Consider the following 14,031-nt stretch of genomic DNA (forward strand, 5'->3'; position numbering starts at 1 on the left):
ACCACGACGCCACGACGGAACTCGGCCGACCGCCGAGCTACGTCCGCGACGGAAACCGAATTTTGCAGGTGCGACTACTGCCGGCACCACTCCATCACCAATCCGATCGTCGTCAGCCATCGTGTACACGTCTCCATCACGCTTTATGATGGACACGATGCTCCTATGCGCAGGTCACGAACCTCAACTTGACTTCACCGGACCCTTACGAAGCGCCAGATTTTACTGGACAAAAAGGACGACTACCCCAACATGGCCACGCCGTGAAGCTGATGGCTGCCAGACTGGTGGCACCGTACCGGTTGTCTGGCAAGCATGGCAAGAACGACGCGGCAGACGCAGCGGCCATCTGCGAGGCGGTGGCGCGCCCCAGCATGCGTTTCGTGCCCGTCAAGGCCAGCCGTTGGGTCAGAGCCCTGGCTGAGCGGCGCGGCTATTGGCGCGCGGCGGTAGCGATCGCTGCCAAGAATGCGACGTGCAAGCGTCGTCTCCACGGAAGCGCGAAAGCCGCTTCCTTCGCCACGGGCGACAAATCAATTTCTTAAATACTTATCTAAAAATAGAACCAATAATCGGATTAGAGAATTTTCTTGACAAGTAACTGCTTGAGTTTCTATTGTAATTTACTTAATGAAAAATGAAATCTACTCGGGAGAGCCGTCATGGCTTCGGTATCCGCGGATCCGCAGGCAGTATCCGATTTCATTCGGCGTCTCGCTTCGGACGATGCTTTTCGAGCGCAGCTTGAGCAAGATCCAGCTACTGTTCTGGCGCAAAATGGAATCACTATAGTGCCTTTGCCCGCTTCGCTGAAACTTCCGCCCAAAGCGGTTTTTGACGCGGCTCTTCAAAATGTTCCCGTTGCAGCGCCCGCCGGCGCCGGCGGCGTGCAAATCGCGGGCGAGTTTTACGCCTTTCTCGCTTTCTTCGCCTTCGCTGTTTGACTCTTTGTCAATTGAACGGCCATGGTTCATGTCCGCAGGAGTGCGTATATTCTGCTTGGCCTTTCCGACGGACCGGCCAGTGTTCTCTTTGCATTACTCGGAGATTCTAAGGCGCAGGATAAGATTCACTGGACCGCCTATTCGGCGCTTTCCGAAAGAAGCGTTGCGATATCGGATGATATTGTCGAGACGCTTAAGCATATACCATCGGATCGATGGACAGATGCCGAAGAATTGCAAAGCAAAAATATTTGCACGCGCGAAGAATTAGAGCAGTTGGCCGACTTAGGGCTTCTTGTTATCGAATCTCCCGAAGGCCGGCAAAAAGTATTCGCGGAAAGAGACCGCCAGTTGTCCGCGACTGCGTGGCATCTGCTGGCGGCCGTATATCACTTCTGTACGAAATGGAGTGACATGCTGCTGCCTTTCTCGGTACCGAAGAATCTTGCGCAGGCAAACAGCGCGAGAAGCCGAAAGCATTCCATTTTTTCTGATTTCGTGAGCAAGCACGGCGTGCCGCCGGCTCACTTCGTCACGAGAGCCGATGCGCTCAGTCGCCATGCTTTAGACGTCCCGAGTGGTTCGGGCGATCATCCCTCCGCGCTCCTCGAAATCTTGCAAAAACGGCGCACACGCAGAGTGTTCGATTCGGAACAGACTATTTCTGCTGAGGATTTTTCAAGAATCATTAAGTATGCCTTTGGTCCGCAAGGCATTTATCACGTCCACGAAGGTACATTCGGCTTGGGCAAAACCAGTCCTTCCGGTGGAGGGCTGCATCCGACAGAAGTCTATCCGGTCGTCTTGAATGTCGAAGGGCTCGAGCCGGGTATTTATCACTACAACCAAGAGCATCACTCGCTTGACTTGCTGCGGAGATTGTCAGCAGAGGAAGCGCGAGTACAGGCCAATGTGTTTGCAGCCGGACAGGAATATGTGAAGAATGCCGGTGCATTATTCGTCATGACGTCACGCTTTTATCGGAATTTCTGGAAGTACCGGCAGCATCCACGCGCTTATCCGGTCCTTTATATGGATATCGCCCATATCAGCCAGACGTTTTACCTGCTTTGCGAAGAGCTCGGACTTGGCGCCTTTTTCACCGCTGCTGTAAATGCGTGCAATATAGAAAAGGAATTAAAGTTAGACGGGTTTCAGGAAGGCGCGCTTGCTCTGCTTGGCTGCGGCATTCCCGCATCGAATCAAATGGGACTTGAGGTCGATTTCGACACTTTCATCCCGAAGCGTTGAGCGGATCGGCGAATCGCTTGGGGATGCCGGAGATCCATATGGATTTTCGATGGAACGTTTTCTTCCGATTGGCATTCGCTGCCTTGGCAGCGAGCTTTTGCATTCAGGCGGTGCAAGCGCAGCCGACAGCCAGTAGCGGCGCGGCGGCAGGCGCAGCCGCAAGCTCGTCGGCGCCATCCTCCGGCAAAGCGGCGTGGCCAAATGACGTGAGCGTGCTGGTCCGGCCCATGTGGCTCGTCTATCGCGGCTGGTCTTTAAGTAATCCGAGCACGGGACTCGTGGTTACAACAGGTAATGCACCGCTTAACGGGTTTCGAGTCGGCACCTCCACGTTGGTAGACGCGAACTCGGGTGAAACGATCGACGTACGCGATATTGCGGTTTGCAAAACCTCTGACGGCGAATGCGTGACGCCTGCCTCGCTTCCCGCTTCCGCGACCCAACAGCTGTTTCTCAGGCTATCGGAATCGGTGGGATCGGGTAAATACACCGGCATGCTGACTTTTATTTCGACAGACAGGCCTCAACCCGTCGTTGCTCAAATGGATCTTCGCGTGAGTTCGATGAAAGACAAGGTGGTCGGAGCATCTTTACTTGTACTGGGCGTGGTCTTGACTTTATTGGTAAACGTCATTTTCAGGGCAAGGGTAGCCAGAAAGGCGGCACTCATACCTGTTGCGGCGCTGCGGGCAAGATTTGAAGTCTTGTTAAAAGCGACAGATAGTCAAGACGAGCTTATTCCCGACTTTCGCACAAAGATACGGGCGGCATCGGCCCAGCTTAGTGTGAAACGACTCTCAGCCGACGGTCTCTTGCCACCTAAGCTTATCTGGTACAGCGCAACGAACGATATCACCGGGCTTCAGAATTGTCTGCGGGACGGCCAGCAAACACTCATGTGGATGACGCGAATTGTGAATGACGGCGTGATGCGAATATTGGACGATACTGTCATTTCCAATGACACCAAGCGAAGCGAGATACAGAAACTCGATACATCCACCGAGGTCAACTATCTTGACAAACTGCAATCTGTCGACAGAGTTCTGGATTCGAGCAAAGGCTTTGCGTCAGGAGGGGGCGGTTCAAGATCCGAGCCCTCCGTTCAGCACCTCACGAGCACCATTCAATCCATCAGTTTGCTTATGTGGCTGTTCATTGCAGTCCTGACAGCCCTTTCGGGAATCACGACATTGATACTTCCAAACTCCGGTTTCGGAACGACATTCGATATGTGGAGTTGCTTTCTTTGGGGATTCGGCATCCCCACAGTAGTCAGCAGTATCGCGCAAGTAGCCGGTATCAACGCACCCTCCACCTTGTCAGCAGGCATACCCAGATAACGACTGAGGTGGCCCTCGCATGCCGCGGCTGCCAAAACGATTTACCACACGACCGATGGAGGCGATATGTTCGGATTCGTCAAAGCAACCGATCTGGCGTCGGGGGCCGAAGCCATTCCGGTATTCATCACATGGAGTAGCGCGTCACCCCCAAACCCGTTGCAATTCGACTCTTTCCAGATCGTCACTTATTGGCTCATGCGCGAAATAGAGCCCGTTTCCCCGGCCAAAGCCATCGATATGCACACAGGGCAACCGGTCGATGGAGAAGTCGTCTCAAGGGGAATCTAAATGACCTCCACAATAAAAATAACCGGGCTTCTCTTGACCACGACATGTCTTTGCGCTTGCCATCCGGAACAATACAGGTGGTCGAACAACCCTCAGTTCGTGGAGTCGGCGAATTTCAAAACCGCCATGGCGAACGATTTGGATCGGCCCAAGGTGAATGTCTATAGCTACGCCGTCGAGAAAGAAGACAAGACACAAAAGAATCCCCTGACCGAACTGTCCGACCGGGGGCAAAGCGCCATGATCGACGCGCTCGCGAAAGCCAATGCGACCCAGACAAAAGCGCTTCATAAGCTATTAGGCGATCAAGACGACAAAGGCAAAGAAACCGGAATCAAGCTCAAGGCCTATGATCGCTTCGAACGAACCCTCGTGGTGATGGTGCAAAAAGCGCCGCGATCCAAACCCGGCGACCGCCTGATACGCACCGTTCTCGAAGTCGAACCCATCGGCTTCAGCTTCGCCGGCTATAAAGTGCCCGCCACGGATATCAAGTTGCAAACCATCGCGCAGGTGACGAACACCACCGAAAGTTCGGTATCGGCGAAGCTGTCCCCTGATCTGACTGGCAAAATCGCCGGATCGGCCGAGGCAGGTTTCAGTGCGAGCGATACGAAGCAAGGCGTCGCGCAAATCGATCAACGGTACAACAACCTCAGCGTCGACATCGGCCCGAATCATTTGAGGGTAGTTCGCGAAAGCGAACGCGGAATGGACCTGGAAGGCAATGTCATCATCACGCCTATCACGGTGAGGCTGCCGAAGACGGCGCTCGGCCACGCTGCCGTTCTTGCTTCGTCTAACGATTCATTCTTCAAGGGAAAAGCACGTCGGACACGCGCGGAAATTGATCTTTCGCCGACCATCCTGGACCTGCCAGACGCCGATCCGCTTACGGTCAAGGCCACGCTGACTTACTCGACCCGCATTCCGTCCGACGAAAGCAGAAAATACTATGTCGAAGGCAAGCAGGACGTCGAGATCGAGTCCGACGTGCAAAAATACTGCAAGCTCGTCGTTCTTGATGCAGCGGACGTCATCCCCGACCTCTACGAGATTCACGATGACAAAGGCCGCCCGCTGCTGGTTGATCTCAAGTATGCGGCACAGGCACCGCTGGTCTTCGATGACTACCTCGCCGCCAAGTCCTTTGCGTCATGGGTAGACACGGCCGGAGAAGGCTCGATAGGAAAAATCGGCTACACTCTTACGATGGGAGACTCGCACAGAAGCGGCCATTTCCATGCGGTCGCCAGGTACACCGCCCAAGCCAAGTCGACGAGCGACCCTGATCATCCAGATGCGACCGTGTGCAACTGAGGATGCCCTACATCGCACACTGCCGCTCCATGCTCCGCAGCCTGCGCCCCACCTCGCTCAGATCTTACGAGTCGGCAATGAGATGAAACTCCGTCAAGCTGCAAAAGGCTGTGAACCTGCGAAGCCTTGCTACAAGCGGCTTCTCACGAGGCAGACTGCATACCTATAAGCCTTGTTGGACACGATGGTTGCTGTGCCCGGGCCAGGATAGTAACCGCGCAGCAGGACTCCATCCAGATTGCGGCGAATACATGCGATGTAGCGCCTGGCGCTTACGCGAGTTCGCCTGCTGCCGGTCTGACCTGTCGCTATCCTTGCCTTTGCGTCCTGAATTACGAAGTAGTCACGCTTTTGGGGTGACGCTGCGAATGTACCTGTTCATGCTGTTGTCCTACCGTGGCTGGCCCGGTGTTGAGGGAGTGGAGACATATGAGGGATCGAAACGCTCGCCCTTGGCCAGCATCGCCCACAGGATGCGCGCGTGCTTATTGGCCACGGCCACCAGCGTTCGATACCAGCCCACGCGCGCCTGGAGTTGAACGATCCAGCTCGAGAGCCGGTCGGTTCGTCGATGGGCGCTTGTTACCGCGGAGCGCGCGCCTTGGAACAGCAGCGTGCGCAAATACGTGTTGCCCTGCTTCGTGATACGGCCCAGCCGTGTCTTGCCGCCGCTGCTCTTCTGTTTGGGCACCGTGCCGATCCAGGCGGCAAATTGCCGTCCGTTCTTGAACAGGCGAGCGTCGCCCACGGTCGCCACCGCAGCCGACGCGGTGAGCGGCCCGATCCCGATGAGCGCCATGACGCGCTGGGCGTTGCTGTCGTGCTTGACGTGCGTGGTGACTTGCGCGTCGCACCAGGCGATTTGCTGGTCGAGGGCCTGCAGGTGCTCCCAGCCTCGGAGCAGCGCAGTGCGCGCGACACCGTTCAGTTCAGTGGCCCCGTCCTCCAGTGCTTCGACGAAGTGGGCACGAAATGCGTCGATGCCTTGCGCCTGCAGCGCGCGATAGATCCAGAACGCGTCTTGGCCGGCTTCGTAGCTGACGACGACGCGCACGTCCGCCGGCAGCAGCCATTTGACTTTGTGCCGCTCGATCAGGTCCAACACGGCCTGCAGGCGGGCTGCGGCGTCCGGCTCCGCTAACGTATGCACGGCTGGTCGGTCCCGCCGCCCGTCGTGCAGCGCGACCTTCCACTTCGCCGCGGCAAGCTCAAGTGACACCGCCAGCACGAGTTCCTCGTTACTCGTCACGCATGCCTGATATCCGCACATGATGGTCTCCTTTGAGCCGGGTCAACACGCTGATTCTAGGCGTGAGATCGTGGCCCGCATGCTTCATAGCATCTTACTAATTCAGATTTTGCACCGATAGAACGTACACCTGCACGAGCCGTATGCGGGGAAAGGTCGCACGTACGGTTCTTCGAGGGCTGCATTTCCGAGATGGAACGCGGCTACGCTCTGACGCCGGCACCGCTCGCATGGATGGGAGAGCAGTCAGTTAGCCCATCGATCGAGTCCTTGATGTGATCAGAAGGCGGTAGGTGAATGCTGCCCAGGTACATCTGCCGTACGATGTCGTCAACAAGCTCCGTTCCCGGCAATTGATCCGCGAGCAACGCGTCTTCAACAGCGGAACAAAGATTGTAGGTAACCCGAGGGTTCCCGCTGGGCCCTTTGACGCGAGTCGAGAACGACATGTCCTCGGCGGCATCCATCATGTTGCCGACGATGTCGTTGAAATTTCGAATGGCCTCGTCCTGCGATGTATTCTATCCATCACGATGATGATGAAGTGCGCGAAATTCCCTGCATTGACTTGCGCGTCGAGCCACATTACACGCTCGCCAACATTATCCAAGAAAATGCGGTTTCAAAAAACGGCAAGATCATCCTATTCTGTAGAGGGCACCCGCTGGAATTGACAAGTGCGCTCCGATTACCGTTGCCACGCTCAGCCGTGGCCGTAGGTCTGTCTTATTCGTCAGGAGAACGCTATGACCGTTGCATCCCTTGCATTGGAAGCCAAGAGATTCGGATCATTGACCTTATTGGAGAACACTTACGTGGAAATCAAAACCCGGGGCAAAACGATTGAAGCCGCGGTGATTGATGGTTTCCAAAGGACGCCGGCGTCAAAATATTACGACGGCGTCGATGTATCTATACTTCGATATAACTCTTTGGACCTCGGCATACCAGACGATGTGTACAAGCTTCGGGTTCGGTCCACGGAGAAGATCAACCGAACAGGGAGATTTCACGCCGTCTCCGAGCTTTATAGTTCAAGCGGGGATTTGGTTTTCTCTTGCCCACACGCCTTTGATGTGACTTCGGTGGAGCTACCATCCGACGGTACGGACCTCGATAATGTCGTTATTCGCGTCAACAACTTCATCGAAGACCGACGAGCCCACACATTCGAGAGCCACCTTGAATGGACATTAGATTACTGCTGCCCGAATGGAACTTGCGGCACTTGCATCGGACGTGCGTGCCCTCCTGAGTGACTTCGCCGCTTCGTCCCGTGAATAGCGCAATTGCGACCCAGGAACTATAAACCGTGCGGGGCAAAGGAAAGGCATGAGATGTAACTTTCCCTTCATTGGGACGCCGCTCCACGGTGCATGCAAAAACGTGCATATGTGCGCGTCCAGTCTTCGACAACATTGAATGCCAAAGGCGTAAGTGGATCAACGGCTTCTATAGGAGCGACTTTGATGACTTTCATCGATAGGTCGGCAATATGTGCCGCACCACGTCTGGCGAAATTTCTAACGCGGGTAGCGGTCGTACCTATCCTGCTGGCCCTCGGGGCCTGCCAGCACATTGCGGAAAACGAAGGCAAACCAGCTACGGGGGCCGATGTGGTTAGCCAAATCAAATCGGATATTGGTGCATATCAGACTTACGATGCGGTGGCGGCGGCGGCCGAAACGCTTGCCGCGGGGTTGTGGGTTTCAATATCGACAACGTGAAGGTATCGCTCACCACTCAGACGGATGACACAACAGAAGACACTGGCTCTGCTACTTTTCCCGTCGGACCGGCGGCCACTCTCGGACCAAGCGTGGGCATTTCACACCAAACAAAGGGTACGCAGACACTGACATTTTCCCTTTACCCAAAAAAAGAGCCCATACCGGCCCAAGCGCAGGACAGGCCTGCGGCGCTTGATCCCACGATATCCAATCGCCGCAAGCCTGCAGCGCCTACGCGATGGCCTACTTGAAGCGAGCCAGAAGGGACCGACGTGCGTATCACTTTCACCGCCCGACGGTCCTGACGGCGAAGCGTCGCAGGATGAAGCCAGTGGAACCTATGAGTTTGGTTTTGCAGTTATCAATCAGGCCCGCGGGTGCCACGCTTCAGTTCGTGGTCTTCTCGCTCGGCGCCACGAATACGGCGCAGCGCCAAGCTAGCAATACGATCACCGTGACGTTTAAGCCAAGGCGAGGTCGTGTGACGCTCGTCCCATAGGGGTTTGGAAAAATCCCAAGTTCGACTGGCTATTCGCATAGGTCTTTGTGTTTTGTGAGATAGAACCAATCACACGCGGTCTGGTCAGTTGGCTGTCGCGTTTAAGTCGCATGCACTTGTGCGGAGCTGGCCGTGCACAAATGAGGCAGTAACTACCTCATCTCGACGCGCGGCGGTCTCCATAGCAGGTGGCCGCGGCGTTGGTCGGGGGATTTGCCTGGCGACCGGTGGTCACCCCAAGGGGGTGCCCCCGAGATGTGCTGGAAGTCGAAGATCTCCTGGAAGCGACGGATCGCTTTGCAATCGACGCCGTCAAGTCGCTGGACCGGGCGCTGGTTCTTGTTGCACTTGAGTAGCGTGAATACGGTGTTTTGCAGGCAGGTGCGCCTTCAGGACGTTCGTCTTCCCATCTCCTTCTTGTCTTCTTGTCCAAACGAGGTAAAAAATAGACGTGCTGCCGCGTCGATCCCGGCCGAGCCTGCTAGCCGATGATCGGTGGGGTTCAGAATACCGATTTCGCCCTGTTATGAATAGACGGTGCTCAGGCCACCCTAACCGACGTTGCGCGAGTCGACTGGCTCGAGGCCGGCCAGATGTCGTTGATCCCGGCAGACAGCGATCGGAGATTCACGGTCGTTGAGCCATTCGTTTGCGCGGACATTGAATTTCGCATTCACCCAGACGGACCTTGGGGCCGCGATCCTATCTGGCGCGAAATCGGCTTACGGATCTTCTCAAAAGGCCGAGAACTTGCCGCGGCTAATCGATTGCGCGAACGACTCGTGTACCTTGAAAGCGGCCTTTCAGGTCTCGCCGGTGTAGCAGGCCCCTATGGGTCGGGTCCGGGCGACCGCGTCGGTTGGCAGTCGGCCTGTTTCCGCCGCTCGCCTGAATTTGACGACGGCCACTCGAAGGGCGCTTCGGGTTCCGAAACGCACCGGACGGACGATTCACGATATTTGGCGGATGGGCCTCTCGAAAGTTTGTTCCCTGTGTTCAAGACGGGATGTGCTGACGCATACGTTGATCGCGTGGGATAGCGGGCGGCTCAGTGGGCCATATGGGGTGGAAAATCCATGCTTGTGGCGATACGGGACATCAATTGAATTCTGACGAGGAATGGTTAGTGAGGCAGCTTACGACGCTGGCTGTTGGATGGCATGTGTACCTCAGAAGCGGCCGGTGCGATGGACATGATCCGAACGGCGGCTGAGGGTCGAAGGACTGATATGACTTCCCGTGTCAATCGGGATCGGTTCTCGGTTTTTGTGCATCTGAATTTCCTGAGGGCGACGTAGCAGTACGTCTCGACGGTGGGTCACACTTCTATGAGCAGATTTCTGTCAAGCTTCCCTTTTCCCGAAGTTTCCATAAACCGTCTGACCTGTGTTTGGTCTGAAGCCGCCGTTGCGCTCGTGAGAAGAACCAGCATCCTCACCGCCTTCTATCCGCTGGCGTATCACCAGCCTTATCCTGCATGCGCGTTACGCCGGAAACACTCGCTCCGGGAACATGCCCCATCTGAAAGTATTCGGTTGCTTCAGCAACCCAGTGTGACCACGGGCATGCTCACTTCAATCATGTTTGCTACGTCACTGTCTGGCCAACTTTTATCTCCTTCCTGCCAAACTTTAGGGGCTTATGTGGACTTCAGCTTGCACTGACAGAATGTATGTGGCGTATGGGTATATTGATCGACTACTAGAGCGAGACTTCACAAGGAACCCCGGTCACAGAATTCTTAGCCAGCCTCGCGCCAGGTCGTCAATTTCGCTTTCGCTGGCCTGCGTAGGTCAAGGCCTTACATTTCCACAGCGTCGAGCAGGACCTTTTTACCGGACTTGAAGTCGTAAAGGGAAATCACCCCGTGCTTCAGATCACCCTTTGAATCAAACTTGGTCTCACCGATAACACCCTTGTAGTCAGTGCTCGGCATTGCCGAAAGGACTTTGGCGGGATCAATAGAATTTGCACGCTTCATCGCATCAACGATGATGTACACCGCGTCATACGTAAACGGGGCATAAATCTGGATCGGTTGACCAAAGCGCTTTTCATATTTCACCTCGAACGCAACGCCGCCGGGCATTTTCTCGAGGGCTACGCCCGGTGCCGAGCAGATAACATTGTCGGCTGCATCGCCAGCCAAGAGCGACAGCTTCTCGGTACACACGCCGTCGCCCCCAAAGATCTTCGCGCGAAGGCCGAGCTGCTTTGCCTGTTTCGCAAACGGACCGCCGGTCGCATCCTCGCCACCATACATGATCCCATCAGGGTTCTCACCCTTGACTTTGGTCAGAATCGCGCGGAAATCGACCGCTTTGTCGTTTGTCGCGTCATGCGACACGACTTTCACGCCAAGCGCCTTCGCCTTCTTCTCAAATTCGTTCGCCAGGCCTTGACCATAAGCAGTCGAATCGTCGACCACCGCTACGCTCTTGATACCCATTGACTTCGCATAACTCGCGAGCGCGGGCCCCTGCTGAGCGTCTGTCGCAACGATGCGATACGTGGTTTTGAATCCTTGCAGGGTATATGCGGGGTTAGTCGCAGAAGGCGAGATCTGCACGATGCCCCCATCGCTATACATCTTCGATGCGGGGATCGATGTTCCTGAGTTCAGGTGACCTATCACGGCGACGACCTTGTCGTCGACAAGCCTCTGTGCCGCTTGTGTCGCCTGACGAGGATCGCCGGCGTCATCTTGAGCATCGAGCTTCAGCGTAATTTTCTGATCGCCGATGCTAAGACCAGCAGCGTTGATCTCCTCGATTGCGAGTCGTGCGCCATTCTCATTATCTTTTCCCAGATGTGCGAGCCCCCCCGTCAACGGTGCAACGTGGCCAATCCTCACAATTTCTTCTGCCGACGCGGAAGGCGCCGCCATCGAAAGTAGCATAACAGCTGCGCTAATCTGCATCACTTGTTGAAATTTGATGTTCATAACAGAAAAGTCTCCAATTTGGTGCTTGTTAGAAAGGCAGTTGGCGGGGCACATACACAACATTCCTTACGTTCACGCTCTAACCGATGCGACACGAGGTTTATCAGATTTTTGTTGTTACATTGTTCAACTACAGCCACATATGTCGTCTCGCCAAAATCGTCATGCCGCTCGACGAATGGCGCTACAATCTCCACTCCATGATAGTTCGATGGTTACAAGTTTCCGCAGCCTATCGCGGCCGCCACAACGAGAACAAACCTCAGCAACCAATTATGTTATAACTTGATTTGTTAGTATTGCATACTATAGTTATGACCAACTCATATCGACTAGAAATTCAAGTGCGATATTTAAGTTTTTAAATTGAGAAGACCCAAGATAAAGGCGGCACCGCCTTTGAGGGGAGGATTTACAAATAATGCTCTTACATGCACAGGCAACGATAATAAAGGTCGCGGCAGTCGATCTCAATTGCTACCCTCGGTCATTCGTGCCATCCGGATCGGAAGACTTGGAACGATTGTAGTTTGAGGTCAGAGGCATAAATTATTAAAGTCGGAGCCATTCGGGACACCGCGTGCAAGATCCTTCCTTGCCGATGTCATTACTGCCGCGATTCTTCCAATCTAGGGTTGACCCTTATGGGAATCTCGAACGGTGGCCGCCCTCCCGTCCCACGAAGTAAAGGTGGGACATGTCGGGGCGCTGCAGAGGTCGATTTTCCGGCGCACGGGCCCTTCGGCGCACCGAACTTTACTTTGCTCAGATGCGAACTAAACATCAATCTTGCGAGAGGGGAGAAGTGAAACTGTGACTTTCCGAAGCGGAAGGTGGTAGTTGACTCGTCGCCCAGTCCCGTGCAGCTATGCGTCTATCACTCAAACAAGATCAAAGCGCACAAGGCGGAACCTGCATACGTTTCAGTGTCCAAACATTCTGCCCTGTCCCCTATCCCGTCGTACCTTGCACCTTTCACCCTTTACAACCGAACGGCAATCCGATTTCGATTCGTTCAGCCCTGGCAGGCACCGGCGTTGCCCCTGGTCGGAGCGTGTCACAAGCTGCCTTGCCATTGAGCCAGACGGTCACATCTTTACCTCGCTATCGGGCGAGTTCCAACTTTACTTGCCGAAATGCACCAACTTTCCTTCGGATGACGTCAGAGCGACCTGTCATTTTCCTGTCTCCTCGCTCCTCGTCTCGAGCATCAGAGCGTTTGTGCGTCGCAAGTGCGAGAACCTTCAACGCCCATTTTTTCTTCGGAGTTTGAACGGTCGGGGTGCGCCAATCCAACTCGAAAAAAAACCCAGTTCACAATGAACTGGGCAAGCCATCGGTTCACCCGGTGGCGGAGGTACGAAAGCAAACTGGCCGTCCGTCGATCCCGACAGCGGCCAGCATGTTGTATCTGAAGTCAAAAGCCCTGTCGTCTAGCCTTTCGGCTTAGTGACCAAAGTAGACCGGTTGCGCGGTGGCGCCAGCGAGCGCAGGAAGGGTACCCGATGCCGATGTGCCATTTGTGACACCGCCATAGCTTTGACCGTTTTGCGCCGCTACCTTGGCTTCTGCGGCTTGGATGTCCGCAGGGTACGTCGTGTTATTCGTGTTCGGGTTGTAGCCTGCGCGTTCGAGTTGCACGAGCTGCGCCTTCACATCCGCGCGCGTCAACGGCTGGTTCGATTGAGCGAACGACGAGACGGCGGGGATGGCGAGAGCAGCGGCGACGATGATGGATGCGAGTTTCATGATGCTTACCTCCGGATCTTTGTTTTTCGCAAACGGCCCTGTTTGCGCTTCAGTGATTCCAGTGTAAGGAAGCTCGACTTAAGGGTTAACCACTAACCTGACAATGGATTATTCTCGGTTTGCACAATAAATCTCGGCAAGCCCTTACCGCATGCCTGCGCCATCCTTCCTCTCCTGCGTCTTTATTGGAATCGATCGAATCAGCGTTCGTTCGACGGTTCAAGGTTCACGCGGCGAGCCGGTGCACGTACCAGAGGATCTGTAAGGTCGCTCGACCATTCGCGCCTTTTTCCACCGCAGCACCCGCGCCGATCGAGACCCTTTCGGCGCTGCACTACCGATTTTCCGTGGGTGCCGCCCGGCGCCATGACGGATTCTGACGAGACGCGCGAATACTTGCTGAAGCAGCCCGCAAATATCGAAGCACTGACGTTTTTGCCCCAAGGCAGCGTAGCAAACAGACCATCGACGGTAGGGTGACGAGTATTAACAACATTAGTTGTGTGCGCGGTGTCTCAAATCGACCGAAGAAAATGCAAAAACACGGCTATTCAGATAAAGCAGAGGATTTTTAGCGAAGCGCAGACGGCGCAATGATGCTGCTATCGATATGTCGTATCGGCCGTCTGCGCTTCGCTAAAAATCCTCTGCTTTTTCCTAATGGCCGCGTTTCGCCGAGAACCTGATAGGGCAACTGCGGCAGTCCCCTCG

Annotated in this window: 10 protein-coding genes and 1 pseudogene; 8 read left to right on the forward strand and 3 right to left on the reverse strand. The window is 55.1% G+C overall.

Annotated elements, in window-relative coordinates:
- Window positions 1-248: 248 nt before the first annotated feature.
- The 6 genes and pseudogenes from AWB78_RS45790 to AWB78_RS19270 all read left to right on the forward strand — a co-directional run.
- Window positions 249-395 (forward strand): annotated as a pseudogene (locus AWB78_RS45790) (IS110 family transposase); the annotation flags it as partial.
- Between the two features lie 267 nt (window positions 396-662).
- Window positions 663-944, forward strand: a complete 282-nt coding sequence (locus AWB78_RS46585) for an NHLP-related RiPP peptide (protein WP_074173475.1) — start codon at window positions 663-665, stop codon at window positions 942-944.
- A 21-nt stretch (window positions 945-965) separates the two neighbouring features.
- Window positions 966-2,195, forward strand: a complete 1,230-nt coding sequence (locus AWB78_RS19255; protein ID WP_062607124.1) for a putative peptide maturation dehydrogenase — start codon at window positions 966-968, stop codon at window positions 2,193-2,195.
- 38 nt (window positions 2,196-2,233) lie between these two features.
- Window positions 2,234-3,538, forward strand: a complete 1,305-nt coding sequence (locus AWB78_RS19260; RefSeq protein WP_157697555.1) for a hypothetical protein — start codon at window positions 2,234-2,236, stop codon at window positions 3,536-3,538.
- Window positions 3,539-3,604: 66 nt separating this feature from the next.
- Window positions 3,605-3,829 carry a hypothetical protein gene (locus AWB78_RS19265; RefSeq protein WP_062607128.1) on the forward strand — a complete coding sequence of 75 codons (225 nt, stop codon included), beginning with the start codon at window positions 3,605-3,607 and terminating at the stop codon, window positions 3,827-3,829.
- Window positions 3,830-5,149, forward strand: a complete 1,320-nt coding sequence (locus AWB78_RS19270; RefSeq protein WP_157697556.1) for a hypothetical protein — start codon at window positions 3,830-3,832, stop codon at window positions 5,147-5,149. It begins immediately after the preceding gene.
- Between the two features lie 391 nt (window positions 5,150-5,540).
- On the opposite strand, the gene AWB78_RS19275 is transcribed toward AWB78_RS19270, so the two are convergent.
- Window positions 5,541-6,419 carry an IS110 family RNA-guided transposase gene (locus tag AWB78_RS19275; protein WP_062607131.1) on the reverse strand — a complete coding sequence of 293 codons (879 nt, stop codon included), beginning with the start codon at window positions 6,417-6,419 and terminating at the stop codon, window positions 5,541-5,543.
- Window positions 6,420-7,144: 725 nt separating this feature from the next.
- Between AWB78_RS19275 and AWB78_RS46590 the strand changes: the two genes are divergently transcribed.
- Together AWB78_RS46590 and AWB78_RS19285 are read left to right on the forward strand one after the other, a co-directional pair.
- Window positions 7,145-7,657: a hypothetical protein gene (locus AWB78_RS46590; RefSeq protein WP_157697557.1), complete on the forward strand. Its 513-nt coding sequence runs from the start codon at window positions 7,145-7,147 to the stop codon at window positions 7,655-7,657.
- Between the two features lie 210 nt (window positions 7,658-7,867).
- Window positions 7,868-8,125: a hypothetical protein gene (locus AWB78_RS19285; RefSeq protein WP_062607134.1), complete on the forward strand. Its 258-nt coding sequence runs from the start codon at window positions 7,868-7,870 to the stop codon at window positions 8,123-8,125.
- A 2,303-nt stretch (window positions 8,126-10,428) separates the two neighbouring features.
- Here the strand turns inward: AWB78_RS19285 and AWB78_RS19295 are convergent.
- On the reverse strand, window positions 10,429-11,571 hold the full coding sequence (locus AWB78_RS19295) for a branched-chain amino acid ABC transporter substrate-binding protein (RefSeq protein ID WP_062607290.1): 1,143 nt from the start codon (window positions 11,569-11,571) through the stop codon (window positions 10,429-10,431).
- 1,446 nt (window positions 11,572-13,017) lie between these two features.
- Window positions 13,018-13,320 carry a DUF4148 domain-containing protein gene (locus AWB78_RS19300; protein ID WP_062607137.1) on the reverse strand — a complete coding sequence of 101 codons (303 nt, stop codon included), beginning with the start codon at window positions 13,318-13,320 and terminating at the stop codon, window positions 13,018-13,020.
- Window positions 13,321-14,031: the final 711 nt, after the last annotated feature.

The organism is Caballeronia calidae (assembly GCF_900044055.2).
Taxonomy (GTDB): Bacteria; Pseudomonadota; Gammaproteobacteria; order Burkholderiales; family Burkholderiaceae; genus Caballeronia; species Caballeronia calidae.